General features: G+C 53.8%; 14 protein-coding genes. 10 read left to right on the top strand and 4 right to left on the bottom strand.

Going from position 1 to position 21,662, the window contains the following annotated elements:
* Positions 1-201: 201 nt before the first annotated feature.
* Complete coding sequence (locus FYC48_RS25075; protein WP_149499523.1) at positions 202-423, top strand: hypothetical protein; 222 nt, start codon at positions 202-204, stop codon at positions 421-423.
* Here FYC48_RS25075 and FYC48_RS25070 read toward each other — a convergent pair.
* Complete coding sequence (locus FYC48_RS25070; protein ID WP_149499522.1) at positions 420-1,205, bottom strand: TrmH family RNA methyltransferase; 786 nt, start codon at positions 1,203-1,205, stop codon at positions 420-422. The two genes, FYC48_RS25075 and FYC48_RS25070, sit on opposite strands and share 4 nt — an antisense overlap.
* A gap of 68 nt (positions 1,206-1,273) precedes the next feature.
* Complete coding sequence (locus FYC48_RS25065; protein WP_149499521.1) at positions 1,274-2,632, bottom strand: sigma-54-dependent transcriptional regulator; 1,359 nt, start codon at positions 2,630-2,632, stop codon at positions 1,274-1,276.
* A 458-nt stretch (positions 2,633-3,090) separates the two neighbouring features.
* On the opposite strand from FYC48_RS25065, the gene FYC48_RS25060 reads away from it, so the two are divergent.
* From FYC48_RS25060 to FYC48_RS25035, 6 genes are all read left to right on the top strand, one after another.
* Positions 3,091-6,405, top strand: a complete 3,315-nt coding sequence (locus tag FYC48_RS25060; RefSeq protein WP_149499520.1) for a DUF2309 domain-containing protein — start codon at positions 3,091-3,093, stop codon at positions 6,403-6,405.
* A complete protein-coding gene (locus FYC48_RS25055) occupies positions 6,399-7,787 on the top strand; it encodes a proton-conducting transporter transmembrane domain-containing protein (RefSeq protein WP_149499519.1) in 1,389 nt (462 codons plus the stop codon). Before FYC48_RS25060 ends, FYC48_RS25055 begins: the two co-directional genes overlap by 7 nt.
* Entirely contained in the window at positions 7,787-9,217 is a 1,431-nt protein-coding gene (locus FYC48_RS25050; RefSeq protein ID WP_149499518.1) for a proton-conducting transporter transmembrane domain-containing protein, read from the top strand. The genes FYC48_RS25055 and FYC48_RS25050 overlap by 1 nt, the downstream gene beginning before the upstream one ends.
* Entirely contained in the window at positions 9,207-11,219 is a 2,013-nt protein-coding gene (locus FYC48_RS25045; RefSeq protein ID WP_149499517.1) for a SulP family inorganic anion transporter, read from the top strand. Before FYC48_RS25050 ends, FYC48_RS25045 begins: the two co-directional genes overlap by 11 nt.
* Positions 11,220-11,453: 234 nt before the next feature.
* A complete protein-coding gene (locus FYC48_RS25040) occupies positions 11,454-12,119 on the top strand; it encodes an HD domain-containing protein (RefSeq protein ID WP_149499516.1) in 666 nt (221 codons plus the stop codon).
* A 23-nt stretch (positions 12,120-12,142) separates the two neighbouring features.
* Positions 12,143-12,493, top strand: coding sequence for a tRNA-binding protein (locus FYC48_RS25035; protein WP_149499588.1), 351 nt, complete (start codon positions 12,143-12,145; stop codon positions 12,491-12,493).
* A gap of 14 nt (positions 12,494-12,507) precedes the next feature.
* Here FYC48_RS25035 and FYC48_RS25030 read toward each other — a convergent pair whose 3' ends face one another.
* Together FYC48_RS25030 and FYC48_RS25025 are read right to left on the bottom strand one after the other, a co-directional pair.
* The gene (locus tag FYC48_RS25030; RefSeq protein WP_149499515.1) at positions 12,508-12,900 is read right to left on the bottom strand and encodes a CoA-binding protein; all 393 of its coding nucleotides are present in this window, start codon (positions 12,898-12,900) and stop codon (positions 12,508-12,510) included.
* Positions 12,901-13,127: 227 nt separating this feature from the next.
* Positions 13,128-15,206 (bottom strand): ATP-binding protein, encoded by a 2,079-nt coding sequence (locus FYC48_RS25025; RefSeq protein ID WP_160149760.1) that lies wholly within the window; start codon positions 15,204-15,206, stop codon positions 13,128-13,130.
* Positions 15,207-15,517: 311 nt separating this feature from the next.
* On the opposite strand from FYC48_RS25025, the gene FYC48_RS25020 reads away from it, so the two are divergent.
* The 3 genes from FYC48_RS25020 to FYC48_RS25010 all read left to right on the top strand — a co-directional run bounded on the left by FYC48_RS25020 (position 15,518) and on the right by FYC48_RS25010 (position 21,477).
* Entirely contained in the window at positions 15,518-15,988 is a 471-nt protein-coding gene (locus FYC48_RS25020; protein ID WP_149499513.1) for a YegJ family protein, read from the top strand.
* Between the two features lie 715 nt (positions 15,989-16,703).
* Positions 16,704-18,047: an efflux RND transporter periplasmic adaptor subunit gene (locus tag FYC48_RS25015; RefSeq protein ID WP_149499512.1), complete on the top strand. Its 1,344-nt coding sequence runs from the start codon at positions 16,704-16,706 to the stop codon at positions 18,045-18,047.
* A complete protein-coding gene (locus tag FYC48_RS25010; protein ID WP_149499511.1) occupies positions 18,034-21,477 on the top strand; it encodes an efflux RND transporter permease subunit in 3,444 nt (1,147 codons plus the stop codon). Before FYC48_RS25015 ends, FYC48_RS25010 begins: the two co-directional genes overlap by 14 nt.
* The last annotated feature ends 185 nt before the right edge of the window (positions 21,478-21,662 follow it).

Genomic DNA, 21,662 nt, shown 5'->3' with positions numbered 1-21,662 from the left:
GGATAACGTTTGCCTAAAAGTATCGCGCGCATCGTCTTACACCGGAGGGGCTGCAAAGATCGTACGGTCACGAGACTGCCTCGCCCACCGCGGTTCCGCAGACTACTAGATCGCGGACACGATTGCATGTGTGCGCAAAATGATTGTGAACGCAAACAAGTCGCTGAATGGCATTGCAGGGTAGATTTCTGAAATGTGATCATGCTATGTCCCCGTTTGCAATGCTATGTCCCCGTTCGCATCATCATCGAAAGCGGACCTGATTGCTCTGTCCCCAATGATACCGAAGGGGGCCAGGTGCTCTGTCCCCAGGAACCTCCCCAGGAACCTGAGTGCTCTGTCCCCGAAGAGTGCTCTGTCCCCGAGGGGGTGGGTGCGGTTGATGTGGTTAGGGTACCGATTTCTGCCTGCGTACTCGGTTAACTCACTGACGCTCTTTGACGTCTGGCTTCATAGATCAGCAGTGATGCGGAAACAGATGCATTGAGACTATCGATCGCGCCGTGCATTGGTATTCGTATTCCGTTGACCGGGGAGCGACCACTCGACCGCCATCGCGCGTCTAAGCCCTTTGCTTCGTTGCCGATGATGAAAGCGACGGGGCCTCTGAGGTTTGCACTCCAAAGTTCGCAGGACGATTCCACACGAGCGGCAAACAACTTGAAGTTTTGTCTTTTCAGAAACTCACGTGCTTCGATTTCGGAAACGGTTGCCGAGGGAACTTGAAAGACTGCCCCCAAACTGCTGCGGATCGCGTTCGGATTAAACCGATCGGCCAATGAGTCGCAAAGCAGCACCGCGTCTACGCCGGCGGCGTCGGCGCAGCGAAAGGCGGCGCCGACGTTGCCTGGTTTCTCGAACTGGTCCAACACCAACACGATTCCGTCATCGGGCAACGTGAGTTGTTCGAGTCCCCATTTCGGACTTTCAAATTCAGCCACGACCCCACGAGCCGATTGCCCATACGCGATCTTCTCCATCACGGCATCATTGACCATGATCACTTGCTCGCGACCAAGATTCCGAAAACACTCCGGCAACTGGTTATCGTTGGTGTAGATTCCGTGTAGTTTCAAGCCTGCATCGAATGCTTGGGTTGTCTCACGCCATCCATCGACGATCACACGTTTTGCTTTACGACGGGTACGATTGTCGCGGTATCGAACCAGTCGTTTTACGTTAGGATTGTTCAGACTTGTCAGCACGTATTCGGTCTACTATTCAAGCGATTTTTTATGGACAGTCGCTATCTTTGCGATGGTTTGTCACTGGATCAATGCAGCCCATAACGATTCATTTTGTAGTGTAGCGTTCGCACGCTGACGCCCAACGCCTTTGCCGTCTGCTCACGATGAAAGTCATTGGACAGCAAGGCCTGTTCGATCGCCTCCCGTTCCGCCGATTCGGTGACTTCAGCTAATGTCCGGTTACGCGTCACTGTCGCCTTAGGGACAGTGTTCAGTTCCGGAGGCAATTCCGATTCTGTGATTTCATCGCTAGGAATTGTCACGACCAATCGTTCAATCACGTTGCGAAGTTGGCGTACGTTGCCAGGCCAGCTAGAAATAGTCAACAGTTTCATTGCCGCCGACGTGATCGATTTTGCCGGGCGTCGATGACGATTGCAAAACTGCTGCAGGAAGTGGTCGGCCAGCAAAGGAATGTCTTCTCGTCGCTCACGCAGCGGAGGGACAAAGATTGGAACGATATTCAGCCGATAGAACAAATCCTCGCGAAACGTCCCTTCGTCCACCATCTGGCGAATGTCCCGGTTGGTCGCCGACACAATCCTTGCGTCCGACTGCAGCATCGCCTCCCCCCCAATACGGGCGTACTGCCCCAGTTCCAGTACCCGCAGCAAGTCAACTTGGCTCTTGGCCGGAATCTCGGTAATTTCGTCAAGGAACAATGTCCCACCAGCGGACTGTTCGAAACAGCCTGGTTTCTGTCGCGACGCCCCGGTAAACGCCCCTTTTTCGTGCCCAAAAAGTTCACTCTCGAGTAGCGATTCGGGGAGCGCCCCAAGATTGACTGCTAGGAACGGTCCTTGCGACCGCTGGCTGAGGTCGTGCAGCGCCCGCGCGATCAACTCCTTTCCGCTACCGCTTTCCCCCTGAATCAGAACGGTCGCGTCGGTGTCAGCGACTTGGCGAATCTGGGCAAGTAGCTCTTTAAAGGTTCGACTGTTGCCAATGATCCCCGTCATTTCACCAGCCTCGGCCAATCGCTCTTTAAGCTGATGATTTTCGTCTTGGAGCCTGTGATGCTCGACGGCCCGCGCGACTTGTTGCCGAATTAGATTCAGGTCGACCGGCTTCGTGATGAAGTCAAACGCTCCTCGGCGCAGGGCTTCGACAGCGGTATCAACCGTTCCGTGTGCGGTGATCACGATCGCCGTCGTTGCCGGCTTCCGTTGTTTCACTAGTGAGACCAACTCCAGTCCGTCCCGATCACCGGGAAGGCGTATGTCGGCGATCACCAACTGGTAATTTCCTGCGTCAAAGCAATCCAATGCTTCGTTCACCGTTCCCGCTGTATCCACGCGGTCGGCATAGTTGCGAAGCCCCTTGGCCAATCCGGATCGGATATTGGGTTCGTCGTCGACGATCAAAATTTGGAAAGGTTCGTCCATTAATGGATGACTCTTGGCGGAGCGTCTGAGGAGAGGTCTGCATAGCCTTGCACCGAACCTGCAACATTTTGCACGTATTCGGGCTTCATCACCACGGCACGAAAAACGTTTTCAAAATCTGCTGGCCTCGTCTGGTGGCCTCGAACGGCCGTAATTTGCCGTCGCGTTTTGTCGGGGACCGGTGCCGACATACAAATTCTCCCAGTAGTGGCACACGGCATGCCTATTGGATCGCTCGGCTAACGAAAGGACAGGGATTACGAGACCACCTCCCCACCTGAGGCAATCGATTGCAACCAGCCCCTGTTAATCGAAACGTCGCATTTGACAGGTTTGCTTCTTCTCCCCGGATTGGTCCGACTGCGGGGAAAAGGAAATGTCTGCCCGCCCTACCTAAGCCCAAGCATGTGGTTGACTGACCACGATTTGACCATTCAACGATTGAGTGTTCCAGGAAGATGCCTGCGTTCGTTCCCCCCGAGGATCATGATGACCAAGATGCCAGACAGCCCGCCGCCGGCAAGCGGTCGGTCCGTGCGACGATCCAACGGATGAAGAAAGCTGAGTCGCAAGTGCCAACGTCGCGCGTCGCTCGTCTCGTCTCTCGATCCGATCAGGTGGAACGATTAAAGGCATCAACTGATCGTCAAGTCCAGTTTGATCGTATTGCCCGTTACCTGCCCTCGCAGGGCCCGATCACCGCGTTTGTCCACCACAACACACTACACGCGTTCGAATCAGAGGACTTTAGCGACGCCGTTCTCGATGGAGGCCAGCTTTATGGTTGCGAACCTTTTTGGCGTGAACCGGAATATCGTCAGAAACTGCGCGAAGGTCGCATCCGACTTGAAGATCTCGATGCGGTGTTGCAAGAAGACCTGGGCGAAGAAGCGGACCGCTTGGTGGCGACGTTCGGCACACGATACGCACTCAGGCTTGCGATGCTTCAGCATCCGCTGTACTGCGGAACAACAGAAGAACTTCGTTGGGTGATTGCCGAAACAGAAGCGCTCAGGAAATTTCGTAGTGAAGTTCCGCCACTTGTTCGCCAATCAATCATCGCGACCACACGCGACGCAGTCAATCAATGGGTCGAGGGTCAACGGAGCGAGCGATTCGGCGTGACAAATCCGGCCCCGATCGAATGTTTGGGACCAAGCTTCCAAAAGGTGCTCGATTCGTTCCAACGGTCTGATCCCACCACTTGGACAGATCGTTCGTGGGAACATTTCACACTGAACGTTCTCTGGAACGTTTGTCTTCGTGGGGTTCAATCGATCGCGAGACATGAAAAGACTTTCCAATCGCAATCGCAACCAAGCCTACGTCCTCGGAACGATCTGATCGAACAAGGATTTGACGATCCTGACCAGCGGGTGAATGAAGTACTGATTCCTTTTACAGCTGCGTTTTTGGATCAAGGATTTTCCGATTGGAATCTTCCGCACCGCGAAGCAGGTTTCTTCCAATCCTTCTTGCGTCTGCATACTCAGTCAGTCATTGGAGCGACTTCGCGATTTCGTCGTCTGCGGCGAGCGGTTCGCCGGATAATCAATTATGGGCATACCGCAAACGATGTAATCGAACAGTCGCTGCAATACTTTGGCATCGATAATCCACAAGAAGACACGTTCCTGCTGCAAACACTGTTAGCACTTCGTGGTTGGGCCGGGATGATCTGGCAAATGGAAAGCAATGCGTCATGGACTCCACGTCCGGCGGCACCGGGAAGTCTGTTGGAATTCACCGCGATACGATTGCTGCTCGACCGTCTTGCCTATGAAGAAGTGTTCGCCGAAAAATCGGGAAGGCACGATTCCCCCAGGGACTACTTTCTCCAACGTCGTCCATCCAATCCCGTCGAAATTAGTCGCCAAGAGGACGAGGAACGCCGGGCATTCATGGTGTTTCAACTGGCGCAGGTAAGGGGCTGGACGCCACGTGAATTACAACGACTCACGTTCCAGCAGTGGGCGTTATTGATTGAAGAGATCGAGGCATTCGATTCATACCAACGTCGACGGATTTACCATCAAGCGTACGAACGCAAGTATCGCAACGCGGCCCTTGATGCATTGATCGCACACACACGCAACCTGAACAGCAAGCGTGAATCGTCTTTCGATGAAGACAAGTTGTCAATCAACGACTTTGAAGTTCAGTCTCCCAGCACACCACAATTGCAGGTCGTCTGTTGCATCGACGATCGGGAAGAATCCTTGCGACGTCACTTAGAAGAGGTCGAACCGGACTGCGAGACGTTTGGCATCGCGGGGTTTTATGGGACCGCAATGTACTTTCGCGGGGCAGGCCAGGCCCACTTCAAGCCATTGTGTCCGGTTTCGATTAGACCTGACCATTATGTCATTGAAGAGCCTTCGTATTCGATGTGGGAGGTCGGCCGACGCCGAACGGTTGCCCGTCGTCGGCTTGGTCAGTTGAGTTACCAAACGCACCGAAGCACGCGCTCGATTGTTGGCGGTGTCGCCACGGCAGTCGTAGGTTCTTTCGCCGCGTTTCCTTTGGTCGGCCGCGTCCTATTCCCACGAACGGCGTCAAAACTTCAATCGTTTGTCGGACGAATTGTCGAGCCACCACCGACCAAATTGCGACTTGAGCGTGTTGAACATGGCCCCGACAGCTACGGTTTTACGATCGCTGAGATGACCGAGATTGTTTTCGGTGCGTTAAAGGCATCCGGACTATGTCGACGATTCGCGCCGCTTGTCGTGATCCTGGGACATGGATCGCAAAGTTTGAACAACCCCCATGAATCGGCCTACAACTGCGGAGCGTGTGCCGGCAGTCAAGGCGGTCCCAACGCGCGGGCGTTTGCCGCGATGGCAAATGATTCTAGAGTCCGCCGACGGCTTGCCGAACGTGATCTGGTCATTCCGGAAACCACGTTCTTTATCGGTGGTTATCACGATACGACCAATGACTCGGTCACGTTCGCCGATTTGGACCAGCTGCCAATAACGCATCGTGAACGTTTCGAGGTTGCCGCGGAGCGGATCAACGAAGCACGCCAAAGAAATGCTCACGAGCGTTGTCGGCGATTTCTTTCCGCTCCGACTGAGATGACCTTTGCCGAGGCACTACGCCACGTCGAAAATCGGCCGGAAGATCTCTCTCAAGCTCGCCCCGAATACAACCATGCCACCAATGCGTTGTGCTTTGTCGGGCGTCGAGCTTGGAGCCGTGATTTGTTTCTCGATCGACGAGCGTTTCTCACATCATACGACCCCGCAAACGATGACAACCGCGGCTCGATTCTCGAGGGGCTGTTGCGTGCCGCCATTCCCGTGTGTGCCGGAATCAATTTGGAGTATTACTTCTCGACCGTTGACACCGAAGGTTACGGATGCGGTTCGAAGCTTCCTCATAACATCACCTCGCTGCTAGGCGTGATGGTGGGACCTTCGAGCGACCTGAGGCCAGGACTGTCTGAGCAGATGATTGAAATTCATGAGCCGATGCGGATCCTATTTGTCGTCGAAACCACGCGTGAAGCGATGACACGGATCATTGCCGAAAACGATAGAATCAAACGCCTCGTCGAAGGCCAATGGGTTCAGCTTGCCGTTTTTTGCCCAGAAGAAAGTTTGATTTATCGCTATGTCCGTGGCGATTTTGTACTTTATGCGCCCCATGATCGAAGCATTCCTGCGGCGACTTCTTCCTTGGACTGTTACGTCGGTAAGCGAGGCCCCATTGACTTCATGTCGATCAGGCCGGTCGGCGCAGATCAAAGGGGAGTGAACCGATGCTAGAAACGGCCTTTCATTGGCTTGGTCTCGCCGTAGTGACAAGTCCATTGGTGCTTCTCGTAAGCCTTGGCCTAGCCTCTCTTTTCGGATGTCTGCTGCAAGAAAAGACCATCGCTCGCCTGACTCAATTTTCCATTGTGAGCGGGTTAGCGGCATCGTTGGCGATCCTCGTGTTGATGCTGCAATCAGGCGTCCGCAATGTGCCGATCGAAATTGGAAACTGGGTCAGCTTGCCTGATGAAGGCTTTCATTTCCATCTGAAGTTTGTCTTCGACCGGTTATCAGTTCCGTTCACCATGCTGTCGTTTATCTTGTGTGGTACCGTCGGAGCGTTCACCAACAACTATCTGCACCGCGAGCGTGGCTACAATCGATTCTTTATGTTGTACGCCATCTTTCTTGTCGGGATGGTGGTGTCATCCCTAGCCGGAACGATCGAAACACTTTTTTTTGGCTGGGAACTTGTTGGGCTGTCGTCGGCATTATTGGTGGCGTATTTTCACGACCGAAGAAACCCTGTTCAAAACGGCCAACACGTTTGGGTGGTGTACCGAATCGCGGATGCCGCATTCTTAATCGCCGCGCTTGCATTGCACCATCTCACCGGAGCGGGCGACTTTGACAAATTGGTGGGAACGGGAGCGTGGCCGGAAGGCCATGCCTCCATCGAGGCGTCGCACGCATTGTACGTTGGACTACTGTTGCTTATTGCCGCGGCGGGAAAATCCGCTTTGCTGCCTTTTTCAGGTTGGCTACCACGTGCGATGGAAGGCCCTACCCCTTCAAGCGCGATTTTCTATGGTGCGTTGTCGGTTCATCTAGGAGCCTACCTGTTGCTTCGTGTTAGCGCCTTGCTCGAAGCTTCGATGGTATTAAGCGGGTTGGTGATTGCCGTTGGCTTGGTATCGGCGATCTTTGGGGCGTTAACCGCGCGAGTTCAGACAGACATCAAGTCGGCTTTGGTGTTCGCGTCACTCACACAGGTCGGCATCATCGTGGCTGAGATCGGTTTTGGACTGCGGTACATCGCACTGATTCATATCATCGGCCACGCTTGTTTACGAACACTGCAATTACTTCGCGCGCCGACGCTTTTGCACGATTACAACGGTTTCGAAAATGCGATCGGTAGTCATCTTTCGGTGAGTCCGATCAGGCGATCGCGTTGGACGTCACCACAATTTCAAAATGGAGTCTACGCGATCGCGATTTATCAAGCATTTCTTGATGAAGTATTAAAGACATTTGTCGCACGACCGTTCCTACGAATCTTTCAATGGTGTGACCGAGCCGAAAGACGTTGGACGTCGTTCCTGTCGCGGGACGAACACCCCATCGTAAAAGACGAACCGACGCACCCAGGATCACTGGAGGAGTTCGTCTGATGAATGAACTGCATCTTCCCTGGCTAGAGCTCTCTGTGTTGGTTCCGGTCGTTGGCGCAATCATTGTTGGTCGCGTACGACAGGTGAATGTCGCTCGATTGCTTACCATCGCGATCTGTTTGATCACGCTAATTTCAACGATCGGCGAATGGATCGACTTCGCAAATCTAAATAGTTTTGAAGCTCATGATCACTGGGATTTACTGGAGTGGCTGTTCGATCATGAAGTGTTTGTGATTGACGAACTTAATGCACCTCTGCTGCCGCTTGCCGCGCTGCTTTGCTTGTTGACCGTATTGTCCACGCTACGGACCAAACAAACTCGGTTTGCATTTCATTGGATGTTAGTTTCCGAAGCCATCCTGCTTTCCACTCTGTCGTGCCGCTTTGCTTGGGGAATCGTGCTACTTTCCACTGCTGCGATCTTGCCAATGTGGTTCGAGATCCACGAACGTGGGCGATCGACTCAGGTATTTTCGTTTCACATGGGGTTATTCGTTGCCGCTTTGTTTGTCGGGCAATGCTTGGTTGACCTCGGATGGGTATTCTTCGGCGGGGCACTTCTCACCTTCGCCGGATTATTGCGAACCGGGATTGTCCCGTTGCATTGTTGGATGACGGACCTATTCGAGAAGTGTTCGTTCGGTAACGCATTGCTGTTTGTCGCCCCGATGCCGGGCGCCTACTTGGTCATGCGATTGGTATTGCCGATCGCGCCAGATTGGGCGCTTCGAAGTATCGCGGTCATTTCATTGATAACGGCCGTCTATGCCGGCGGGATGGCTTTGGTGCAAACCGAGGGACGGCGTTTCTTCTGCTATTTATTTCTTAGTCATTCGTCGTTGGTGCTGGTCGGACTAGAGCTGGCGACCCCCATTGGACTGACCGGCGGCTTGTGCGTCTGGCTTTCGGTAGGCTTGGCTTTAAGCGGTTTCGGAATCACGCTTCGCTGCGTTGAAGGGAGAACCGGCCGAGTTGACCTGGGGAAATACCACGGGCTGTACGACAACATGCCGACGCTAGCCGCCTTCTTCCTGTTGACGGGACTCGCATCGATCGGGTTTCCCGGTACGGTCGGGTTCATCGGTACCGAGCTGCTGATCGAAGGTGCCGTGGGCGTCTATCCCTTAGTGGGAATGGCAGTCGTCGTCGCCGCCGCATTAAACGGAATCGCAATCCTGCAGGCCTATTTCAAGATCTTTACCGGCGTGCGGCACGAGGCGACTTTTTGCTTGCGGTCACGCTTGCCCGAAAAAATCGCCGTGCTGCTGCTAACAACACTCATCATCGGCGGAGGATTGTTCCCGGAGTGGGGCATCCTTTCGCGGTACCACGCCGCAAATGAACTACTCCGTCATCGTGGTAGTTCGCTCACCGCTTCACCAACCCATCATACATCCTTTCCCAATCAACCAAAGCATGGCAACTGATCAATCGAAATCGGATTCGACCGAAGCGATCCCACGCGGAAATGCGAGTGGGTTTGTCAAATATTTAAAGCACGATCTTATCTCTGGCTTGCTGGTCTTCCTGATCGCGTTGCCGTTATGCTTGGCGATTTCGGTATCCAGCGGATACCCACCCATCGCTGGGATTTTCACGGCCATCGTTGGGTCGATCGTGACCACGTTTTTGAGCAACAGTGAGCTAACCATCAAGGGGCCGGCGGCGGGTTTGATTGTCATCGCCGTTGGCTGCATCAATGACTTTGGTGGCGCGGGAAGTCATGACGCATATCGTGCGGCGTTAGCGATTGGCGTTGCGGCCGCGGTGCTGCAGATTTGTTTTGGAATCTTTCGTGCTGGAATCTTGGGCGAATTCTTTCCGATCTCGACCGTCCACGGCATGCTAGCCGCAATTGGTGTGATCATCATCATCAAACAGATCCCGTTTGCGCTTGGGGTAATCAACCCCGATACCGGTCGAGCACCGAGTGCTGAACCGCTGGCGATGGTTGGTGAGATCCCCAGTTACATTGCACAGGCAAACCCAGCGATCGCCGTCATTGGGCTTGTCAGTGTGCTGATCATGTTCCTCTGGCCGATTTTGTCGAAACGACTTGGCCCGCTAAAGGTGATCCCATCACCGATGATTGTGTTGCTATTCGCCATCCCAATGGGAATGGCCTTTGATCTCCTTCACAAGCACTCGTACACGCTACAAAACCACGAGTACCAACTGAGTGATCAATATCTTGTAAACATGCCCGATCGCGTTTTTGGGATGTTTGATGAAGTGACCTACCCAGACTTTTCGGCGCTTCAGCAATCGAAAGCGTGGTGGTGGGTGATGATGTTTTTTGTGATCGGCAGTTTGGAATCGTTGCTCAGCGCAAAGGCGGTTGACCTGCTTGATCCGTGGAAGCGAAAAACAAATATGGATCGTGACATCATCGCGGTCGGTGCGGGTAACTTGGCTGCATCGCTGGTGGGGGGATTGCCGATGATTTCCGAAATCGTACGTTCCCGGGCCAACATCGACAACGGTGCCCGAACACGCTTTGCGGACATGTGGCACGGCGTGTTTTTGCTGCTATGCGTCGCGCTGATCCCTACGGTGCTCCACCGGATTCCACTAGCTGCGTTGGCAGCAATGTTGATCTACACGGGGTATCGATTGGCGCATCCGACTGAGTTTGTGCATGTCTACCGTATCGGCAAAGAACAACTCGCCATTTTTGTGACCACTCTTATCGTGGTGCTCGCCACCGATCTGTTGATCGGGGTTGCCGCGGGAATCATCTTAAAAATTGTCATCCACGTTTCCAATGGCGTACCGATCAAGTCTCTCTTCAAACCGTACATCGAAGTCCAAGAAGTCGACACTTCGACCAGCCTGATCCTGGCACGCGAATCAGCCGTATTTAGTAACTGGATCCCATTCCGACGACAGATCGAGCAAATCGGATTGGTCCAACATCGCAACGTAATCGTCGACGTTTCAGAAACGAAACTTGTCGACCATAGCGTGATGGAAAAGCTTGAAGAGATGGAACGCGATTTCGAACAAGAAGGATTAAACTTTGAAGTTCGTGGACTCGATTCACTACAACCGCTTGCCGACAACGCACACGCCGCTCGCAAACGAGGCTTGGCATCGATGCGACGCCTCACCGTCGTCGCAGATGCGGAGATCGAATCCTGGCTTGAAGAACGCTTTGTGCAGTTGGGTGCAACCGGATACACCGTCTTGCAATGCCGCGGTGCCGGACGAACGGAACTACAGCAAGGCGGAACATCAAATCGAGAAAAAGTGCGGATCGAGGTGGTGATGCCACGTAAAACCTGTGATGACATCATCGACTTTTTGCGTTGTGAAGTCTCACCCGAGCATCGAATCACAGCCTGCGTCGAAACCGTCGATGTAGTCCGCCGCCAAGACTTCGAAGCGATCGTCGACTCAACCGAAACCGAGGCCATGATCACGTCATGAAATCACTCGCGTTAGCCGCGCAGGGATGATCAGGCTAAATTGCCACCTCACAAGCGGATTGCATTTCACTAAGCAATCCCCATGTCTCACGGCAGGCCCACCGCGGATGCGAACGCGACGATCGGCAGGGCACCATTCGCTATGGTGGTCAGATCCTGGTACAACCACATCGCAGTGTTGATCGAACCTGCACTGTCATTCTCTCTTTTGCGTTTTTGGCTCCCGAAAAAATAGATGCCCGAATCCAATCTCATTTCGATTGTCCGTCGCGAAGTTTCACGACGGCTTTCCGGCCAAGGCGCCGGGCACGACATGGATCATATCGACCGAGTCGTGTCGACTGCGAAAGTGATCCAATCGCGGGAGGGTGGTGATCCACTGGTGATCGAACTCGCCGCATTACTGCATGATGTGGGTGATGCGAAATTCCACGACGGTGTTGAACGTAGCGGCGAATTCTCTCGCGAAATACTTGAAGAAACGATGGCTAGCAGCGGATCGATGGGTGAACCCATGATTCGCCACATTGTCCAGATTGTTGAAAACATCTCATTTCGTAAACGAGCGGAAGCGTCACCGCTATCGCTGGAAGGACAAGTCGTCCAAGATGCGGATCGCTTGGACGCGCTCGGAGCGATTGGGATCGTTCGGACGATTGAATACGGTGCCGTGAAGGGACAGTGTTTTTTTGATCCTAAGAATCCCCATGCGAAGTCGGGCGTCAGCCATTTCTATGAGAAGCTCTTTCGGCTTCGTTCGCTCATGAACACTGAAACAGGACGTCAAATGGCAGTACGTCGTGAGCAATTCATGCAAAACTTCATACGGCAATTTTATGATGAGTGCGGACTCGAATCGCAGTCAGCGATTTTTGAAGCCGATCCTTTCATGCAATCTTGACTCGAAACTTATTTCTAAACGCGATGCCTGATGTACCGGCGACCATCGAATGGTCTGATTTTGAAAAGGTCGAGCTGCGCGTCGGGACGGTGATCGCGGTCGAAGACTTTCCAGAAGCACGAAAGCCAGCTTATAAAGTGACGGTTGACTTCGGCAACGACATTGGCGTGAAACGCACCAGTGCCCAAATCACCGACCAATACGAAAAGGCCTCGTTGGTCGGACGACAGGTGATCGGGGTGATCAATTTCCCCAAGAAACAGATCGGACCGATCATGTCAGAGTTCTTACTGACCGGTTTTTACCGTGACGACGGAGCCGTCATTCTCGCGGTCCCCGATCATGAGGTTCCCAATGGCGCGAAACTCGGTTAACGCGTGACCGCACGTCATGAACGAGCGAGTAGCACGAGCAAACAACTTCCGTCATCGATGACCGTCAGGCCGGCGTCTCGTGCCAGTTGACTCGCATCGGCATCTTCGGCCCCGGGTTGCATCCACACGTGTTTGACGCCCAACTTGATAGCTTCCGCAATGATCGTTCGAGTCACTTGCGGGGGGGTGACAATCGAGAGTGAAGCGGGGACTTCGGGAAGATCACCAAGAGTCGGGAACGCTCGGTGCCCTTCGACCGACTCCGAGATCGGATTGAGGGGATAGGTGGTCCGTCCAGATTCGACCAGTGCACGAAAGACCTTGTTGCCATATTTGTGTTGCCGAGTTGACGCACCGGCGACCGCATAGGTAGCTTCGGATAAAAAATTCGCTATTTGCTGCTGCATCGATCCTACTCCGGTGCCCTTCGTTGACGTCCGACAATTGTCGTGGGCAGCTAATGTACTCGATTGGGATCACGGTGAGAATTGAGACGTTTCGATCGAGACGCACCACGATCGCTGGGGCTTGTGGGTGTCGTGCGGGCGACCGGCGGCAAGCATCTTGGCCTCCGCTGACACGGTGCCGCCTTGCTCGCTTTGATCGTAGCATCGGGCGCCGACAGATGAACAGGCTAGGTCGACTGACTTGATTCAGAGACTTCGGTCGGCGAGCCAATGACTTCGGTCGGCGAGATTGACTCGATCGGAAAAACGAAACGGAACGTTGTGCCTCGACCTTCAGATGAATCGACTTCGATCTTTCCGTCGAGTGCCAGGCAAGCTTCTTTCGCGGCACTCATTCCCACACCCCGACCAGACGTGTCGCAAACGGTCGCTTTGGTTGAAAGCCCATCGGCAAACAACAAGTCCTGTAGCTGTTCACCCATCGACGTCCGAAGCCCTAACTTCATCGCTTTAGTGGCAACCCGTTTCCAATCGACACCTCCGCCGTCATCGCAGATTTCGATCACTAGGTTCTTGGGATTTTCGAATGCATTGAATTGCAATACCCCAGTTGCATGCTTCCCTGAGTTCAGCCGAACCTCAGCCGGTTCGATTCCATGATCAACGGCGTTGCGTACGACATGCGTCAGTGCATTCCAAAACGAATTCCATTCCGTCGTCGGGGGCGTACGGACACGATCGCAATCGATTAAAACTGTCATGCCAGGTTTTTCGAGTCGCTCACCGAGGGCTTTCGCACGCTCCGCCAACAAGTCAAATCGTTGCCTGACGTCGTCCCACGTCCAACGCTGGATTTCGTCAATCAACGTGGTGATGGATCGTTCTTGCCGGGCGGTCAACAACGTTGATTCGATTCGCGACCGGTCGATGGTGACACGTTCCTTTGATTCTTCCGGGATGATCATCGAGAGTCGCTCCCGCACAGATTCCCACTGCGAAGCAATTGCCTGGCGCTGTGATAGATCACAAACATCGCACTGTTCGTCGAGTTCGTCTTCGAGCTGATGCAACCAACGGGCGAAGCTAGTCAATCCAAAGATTCCAAAGTTGCCTTTCAGAGTGTGGATCCATCGTTTCTGTTCTGCGAAAGTCCCCTTTCCATTGTCAACAAGGCTGACCAATCGCTGCGACTCTTCAAGAAAACCGCGAACACTACGCGGATCTTTTGCGAATCGTGAAAAGATTGCCATCTGTTCTTTCTGAAGATCGTTCGAATGTTCGGCCTCCAGTTCAGCGGTGATATCCGTGCAGATCATCAACAACTGCGAAGGCTCATGACTGGCCTGGACAACGGGTTGATACCTCAGCGAGAACGTCCGCCCCTGATGGTCGAACCGTTTCGGGAGTTGGTCGATTCCCAAGTCCAACGGCATCCAATCGCACAGCAGCTGTTCCCAGTTAAGTTCCAGTAGACCTGCTAGCAGTGGGTTTTGTGGCTCCATGTGCTCCCAGATCGCCTGACCTTTCTGTGGGGTTCCGAACCATTCTTGAAATTGCTTCGATGGGTCTCCCGCGACTTTTCCCTCCAGTGTGATCATAACCAAACCTTCGCTGATATTATTCAGCACCAGGATGGCGTCATTGTGTGTTTGTTCGGCGTCAAGCAATGCGTCTTCGGCGATTCGCCTGGCTTGGTGCAGGGCCTTGAAAGCTGATGTTTGAGCGTTTGAAAATGACCAAGCCGTTGCAAAGATCGTAAGGATCAGCCCACCATGAACGACCGCGACGAACAATTCGCGAACATCACTTGAGACCGTGTGCAAGGGCTCTGATAGACTTGCGCCGACGAAAAAGATCGTTGCGATATAGCACAACACCGTCAACAACCAAAATAGCCCCGCACGGAATCCCAGGGTCGACGCGGCCATCATCGGAGCGGCGAACAACCAACCGAAAGTTGGTGAATGTATCATACCCGTTTCTGGAATAATTCCGGCGACCGCGGCAAAGGCGCATAGCGCAATGATGTGGCCCGCGACGGCCAAACGTTCTCCCCGATAGAGCTGATAGAGTGCAGCCACGCCGCCAACGACCGCGATTGCGATACTCGCAGCAGAGAAGTACAGGGCCAACAGACAATAAACCAAAACGTAAAAGCTACCGACAATCAAGCCGATCACGGCATAAAAGAACAGCAGCTTCGCGACTCTCGCATGCTCGGGATTGTCATCCAAGCAATGACGAGGAAGCCAAGCCTGAAACGGGTTCACTGTTCGAGGATTCAGCGGGTTAGATAACGGTTCCACGATAAATTCCCATCGGAATTGGGGGGTACGCAAACTTACCTGCGCGTTCATCCCGAAGATCGAAGGCATTCCGTCACTTTGAAGGACGTTCCCTCAAGACCGTCTCCCGATAGCCTTCCATCACGGTTCCATACGTCGCTTACCGGACAAAAACGCCAAGCACAATTTCGACTCAGTTGTGAACGTGACTTCCCGGTCGGGTTTGTGTTTCCTGCCGTCCATGTTCGCACGAGCTCTGCTACGCTAAGGTGTCGCTTCCTGTTGAGAGATCAACTTCCCCCCGAAAACCGTCCACGATTGCGGAGTTTGCCATGCGTCTTACTGGATTGCTCGCCCTTGGTATCTGTTTGATAGGTTGCAGTGCTCCAGACGCGGAGACTCCGGAGACCCTGGTGACGTCGGGCTATGATCAAGACGCGATGGAACAAGCGATCGGAAAAGCCCAAAATAGTGTTTCAACGTTTGTCGCAGAGCTCGAAAACCCTACGGGGAGCGACCATGCCGTCAAAGCACCGATCGAAGACGACGGGGAGACCGAACACTTTTGGTTGACAAATCTTGATCTCAAAGACGGCGTGTTCACAGGGATCATCAACAACGAACCGGGGATCGTTTCCAATGTAAAAATTGGCCAGAGCTGGACGATCAAGCAAGAAGAGATTTCTGACTGGATGTTTATGAAAGACGGAATGATGCACGGTAACTACACCCTCCGACCGCTACTCGAAACCATGCCCGCCGAACAAGCCGATCAACTACGGGCGATCCTGGTCGATCCCTAGTTCGTCATCATCCGAAAATTAGCATCAGCCGACTGGAGTTAGCCAAGGTTTCCGGGCAATATCCGGGACTGACGCCCGACGGCTGATGAGTTGAAACCGAACATTTGATCTCGACGGAGCATTAGGCAAATGCTTCAGATCAATCACTCATCCAGTCGATGTCGAAGGGACGTTGGTATTGCTGACTTACCGGTGTCACGTTTTCTCGTCACACACCGGACGGCTATGAACGATACACTCCGTTCGCAAGACTGAACACGGATGCGTCGATGCGCACTGAATCTTGGCATTCGCTTTGTCGAGGACGCTGATTCAGTCCGAACGCTATCGGATCGATGCCCCGTAGACTTGTGTGGCGATACCGGGGAGGTATCGTTAAGGATGCCAACGGATTCCCACCGCCCGCCTATCGCCCCCCGATCCCATTGCTCAAAGGATTCGTCAGCCAAGGATTCGTCAGCCGAAACCGCTGACAGTCGCCATCACGCCGACCGAAGACAGCTTGTTCATCCCCCGAGTGTCCGGTCGTCTGGCACTTGGCCTAGGACGGACCAGCGTCACAGGTTCGCTCGGCAATTGCCTCGCAGCCGCATTCTGGGTTCGTGGCGTGATCATCGGGTGGCGCTAGCTGCGAGGGGATTCAATCGGTCAAATGCCAAGTCGGACCGCTTGGCAGCAATGTATGTTGCATCTCCGCATTTTTCTGTCTTTGCCAATGTCGAAATCCAGCCTTATTCCGATCGCATTTTTGGTTATTGCGGTCATTGCCTTTTCGCCCAGCAAGCTCTTCGGCCAAGGCGGCCCCGCTTTGGTTGAGATCACGCCGATCGTTAGCCGAGAAGTTGCGAGCGGTCAAACATTTGTTGGAACCGTCACGCCTCCTCGACGAGCTCTCGTTGGATCAGCCGTTGACGGGCGTGTGATCGAAGTCTTCTTTGAAGAAGGTGATCGCGTCGAAAAAGACCAGCCTTTGGCTCAGCTTTTAACGGCCACGATCAGCTTGGAGCTTGCAGCCGCGAAAGCCGAATTGGATTATCGCCGTGAGCAGCTTCGGGAAATGGAAAACGGTTCCTTACCAGAGGAAATCAACCAAGCGCGGGCGAGGCTGTCGAGGGCGAAAGTGATGGCCGAGTTCGGTCAACGCGAACTTGAGCGTCTCGCCGTGCTTCGGCAGAAGAACGCGACCTCGCAATCGGAATTCGACTCAGCGCGTTCCATCGCCGAATCGACTCAAGAAGAATTCGACGAGGCCAAAGCAGCACTTCAACTTGCGATCGACGGACCACGTCCGGAAAAAATCGCACAGGCGAAAGCTCAGGTGGCGATGCAAGAGGCAGTGGTCAACAAACTCGAAGATCAGATTAAAAAGTATACGATCTACACGCGTTTCACGGGCTATATCACGGTCAAGCACACCGACATCGGTGCCTGGGCGACTCAAGGTGGCGCGGTTGCCGAGGTCATCGCGCTCGACGAGGTTGATGTGGTCGCAAAAGTCGTCGACAGCCAAGTGGCTTACATTAACGTGGGTGATTCGGTGCGCGTCGAAGTCCCTGCATTGCCAGACCAAGCGTTGACCGGTCGGGTCGAAGCGATCGTCCCTCAAGCGGATGTTCGTTCGCGTACATTCCCTGTCAAAATTCGCGTCAAGAATACCATCAAGAAATCCGGTGACCCGCTTCTCAAAGCAGGGATGCTGACACGGGTGATGCTGGCAACGGGAGGCCGAACGCAGGCAGTCTTGGTTCCCAAAGACGCGTTGGTTCTTGGCGGAGCGCAACCGGTGGTATGGGTCATTGACCCTGCTTCTATTACGCGTGGCGACCAGAGCCAGCAAGCCAAAGCGAGCCCCGTACCGGTACGGCTGGGCGTCGCCGACGGAAGCTTAATCCAAGTTACCGGCGCGATCGATCCCAGCCACCTTGTGGTGGTCAAAGGAAACGAGCGGATCATCCCCAATCGAAACGGCGAGCCCAGTCTGGTGAACCTGGTACCGAATACGGCAACACCGTCGACAAGTGAAGTGAGCCAAAAAGGAGATGGCAATGTCGTTGATTGAGTTCTTCGTCAAAAACCCGGCGAAAGTTTCAGTCGGTGTCTTGCTAGTTGCATTGTTCGGTTGGGTTGCGTTGCTACGCATGCCGATGCAACTGACCCCCGAAGTCCAAACGCCGACGATTACGGTCGAAACCCGCTGGCCTGGGGCGAGCCCAAAAGAAGTCGAGCAGGAGATTGTCATCGAGCAAGAGGAACAGCTCAAAGGCGTCGAAGGCGTCACCAAACTGACATCGGAAAGCTCCGACTCGGCGGGTAAGATTATTATCGAGTTCTTGGTGGGAACCGACATGCAAAAAGCAGTCGTCGATGTCATCGGCAGACTCGAACAAGTGCGTGAATACCCGATCGATGCCGATAAACCGGTGATCTCGACGGCCAACGCAAACGACCGGCCGATCGCTTGGTTTATCCTCAGTGCACGCCAACCCGATAACGCCCGATTCGAACAGTTCGTCAAAGACCATCCGGAACTGGCCGAAGAAATCGCGGCGATCCGTAAGATCGAAAACTCGGGGCTTGCGATGCTCCGGCTTCGAATGATGAGCGATAAAACGCCGGCGGTCAAAGAGCTTCTGCCGGCCGAGGCAATCGATGTCCCCAAACTTCAACGTTTTGCCGAAGACGAAATCGAAGCCAAATTCGAACGTGTTTCGGGAGTTTCGCAAGCGAACGTGCTCGGTGGTCTTGAAGATGAACTGCAAGTGATCATCGATCCCGAAAAACTTGCCGCCCGACAACTCACGATCGCCGAAGTTCGCAATGTACTGCGTGGCCAAAACCAAGACACCTCGGGCGGTGATTATTGGGAAGGCAAACGCCGATGGATCGTACGAACGCTAGGACAATTTCGCTCGCCCGAACAAGTCGAACACCAACTGCTCGCCGTTCGAGATGAAAACCCGGTATACGTTCGTGACGTTGCCGAAGTTCGGCTTGGCCATAAAAAGGCGACTGGACTGGTGCGGCGTTTTGGTGAATCAAGTATCGCCGTTAACGCGCTCCGAGAAACCGGTGCGAACGTACTGGACGTGATGGCCGGGCTTCGCGAAGTCCGAGAGGAGCTGAACGAAGGTTTGCTCAAGGATCGTGGGCTGCAACTCATTCAGGTGTATGACGAAACCGAGTACATTTATTCGGCACTTGATCTCGTTCAGCAAAACATCTTCATCGGCAGTGCACTGACGATGGTCGTCTTGATGCTGTTTTTGCATCTCGGCGTGCGAGTGATCTTCTTGATCCCCGCGATCGCAGCGAGTGCGATTGCATCGCAATTTTCTCCGTGGTTCTTTCTGCTGACACTGGCGTTGATGCTCGGTGCGGGCTTTTGGTTTGCCCGCGGTGCGTTGATCGTCGGTTTGGCGATTCCGATCAGTATCGTCGGGACTTTCTTGACGCTGGGTATCCTGGGACGGTCGCTCAATGTGATCAGTTTGGCCGGACTGGCATTCGCGGTCGGGATGCTGGTCGATAACGCCGTCGTTGTGTTAGAAAACATTTTCCGCAGGTGGGACGAAGGCGAACGCCCACTCGACGCGGCAATCAACGGCACCGTCGAAGTCTGGGGAGCGGTGCTGTCGTCGACTTTGACCACCATCGCCGTCTTCTTACCGATCGTCTTTGTTCAAGAAGAAGCTGGGCAACTGTTTCGGGACATCGCGCTGGCGATCAGCGGTGCGGTCGCATTGTCGCTGGTCGTCTCGATGACGTTCATCCCGATGATGTCGCGCCGATTGCTTCGAGATCGCAGCACCGCACCGAATCAGGAAACGAATAAACCTAAAGAACGAAAGAAAACTCGACTGGTCCGTTGGATCGAATCTCTCGGCGAATTCGTCGTCGGACTAACAGTCAAAATCAACCGTTGGATTCTTGGCGGATTTGTCCGGCGGATCGTGTTTTCATTCGTTCTGATTGGAAGTGCCGTTGGCATCAGCTGGTTGGTATGGCCGAAGGTAGAATACCTACCAACAGGAAATCGCAACCTTGTGTTTGGGATTCTGTTGCCACCACCGGGATACAATCTTCCTCAATTGGTCGAGATGGGCGAGACGGTCGAACGTAACCTCCGCCCGTATTGGGACGTATTGCCGGGTTCTCCTGAAGCGGAAAACCTGGATTTCCCAATCATCGGAGACTTCTTTTTCGTCGCCCGTGGACGCCAGGTGTTCATGGGGATTCGCGCATACGAACCGTCTGAAGTCAGTCGCTTGATTCCGCTGGTTCAAAAGATTGGTTCACAATTACCGGGAACGTTTGCCATCGCGAAACAGTCCAGTTTGTTCGAACAAGGATTGACCGCGGGACGAACGATCGACGTCGAAATCACCGGACCTGAATTGGAAACGCTCGTCGGACTCGGCGGCCAAGTGCTCGGCGCGACCAAAGGTGTTTTCCCTGACGCTCAGGTCCGACCGGTTCCTAGCTTGGATTTGTCCGCACCAGAATTGCACGTCAAACCGCGATTGATGCAAGCAGCGGAAATGGGTGTGAACAGTTCCGATCTCGGCTACACCGTTGACGCCCTCGTCGATGGGGCATACGCGGCAGATTACTTTCTTGACGGTGACAAAATCGACCTGACGATCAAGGGCGAAACCCGGTTGGCCGAACGTTCGCAAGACATCCGAGCGTTGCCGATCGCCACACCTGGCGGCGAATTAATCCCATTGATCGCGCTCAGCGACGTCGAACTTGGAAGTGGTCCCGAACAGATCAATCACCGTGAGAGACTGCGTGCGATCACGATCGAAGTTTCTCCGCCTCCCGAAGTCGCGCTCGAAGATGCGATGGTTCAAATTGAATCCCAAGTCGTCCAACCGATGATCGATAGCGGTCGACTGCCGCCGGGCTACCGCGTTAATTTGGCCGGTACGGCTGACAAACTACGTGATACATGGCAGGCTCTGCGTTTTAACGTTCTGCTGGCTCTTCTGATTACCTACTTATTAATGGTCGCCCTGTTCGAATCTTGGTTGTATCCATTAGTGATTATCTTGGTCGTGCCGCTCGGGGCGGTCGGCGGAGTCCTCGGACTGCGTTTGCTTAATCTGTATTACATGCAGTCACTGGACATCCTGACGATGCTGGGATTCGTGATCCTGATCGGGACGGTGGTGAACAACCCCATTTTGATTGTCCATCAATCACTAAACTTGATGCGAATCGAAAAGATGCCACCGAAGCAGGCAATTCTCGAAAGCGTGCGTTCGCGTATCCGTCCGATTTTTATGACGACGACGACAACGGTTCTCGGCTTATTGCCACTTGTGTTGTTCCCCGGAGCAGGCAGCGAACTTTACCGTGGTCTTGGCAGTGTCGTTCTAGGCGGATTGGTCGTATCGACAGTGTTTACGTTGTTCTTGGTACCAACAATGTTCAGCTTGGCAATGGAGTTTCGCAATGTTTTTGTCCGCTCCGAAAACGCTACCTAGTGCTCCGTCTCGATCGAGTGTTTCAGTTCGATTCATTAGCCGACGAGCATTAGCCCCGGTTGTTGCGCCGAAACCGTGGCTAACGCCATGCGGCTAATCCTAACATCAAAGGCAACCCCGACCGACTGGCTCGTCCCACCGCAAAGCATGCGGCAAGCAGTCTATTGCATTGACGAATCAACGGC

This window comes from Roseiconus lacunae (assembly GCF_008312935.1).
Taxonomy (GTDB): domain Bacteria; phylum Planctomycetota; class Planctomycetia; order Pirellulales; family Pirellulaceae; genus Stieleria; species Stieleria lacunae.
The sequence above is the reverse complement of the archived record's forward strand: the minus strand, read 5'-3'. Positions and strand labels throughout refer to the sequence as shown.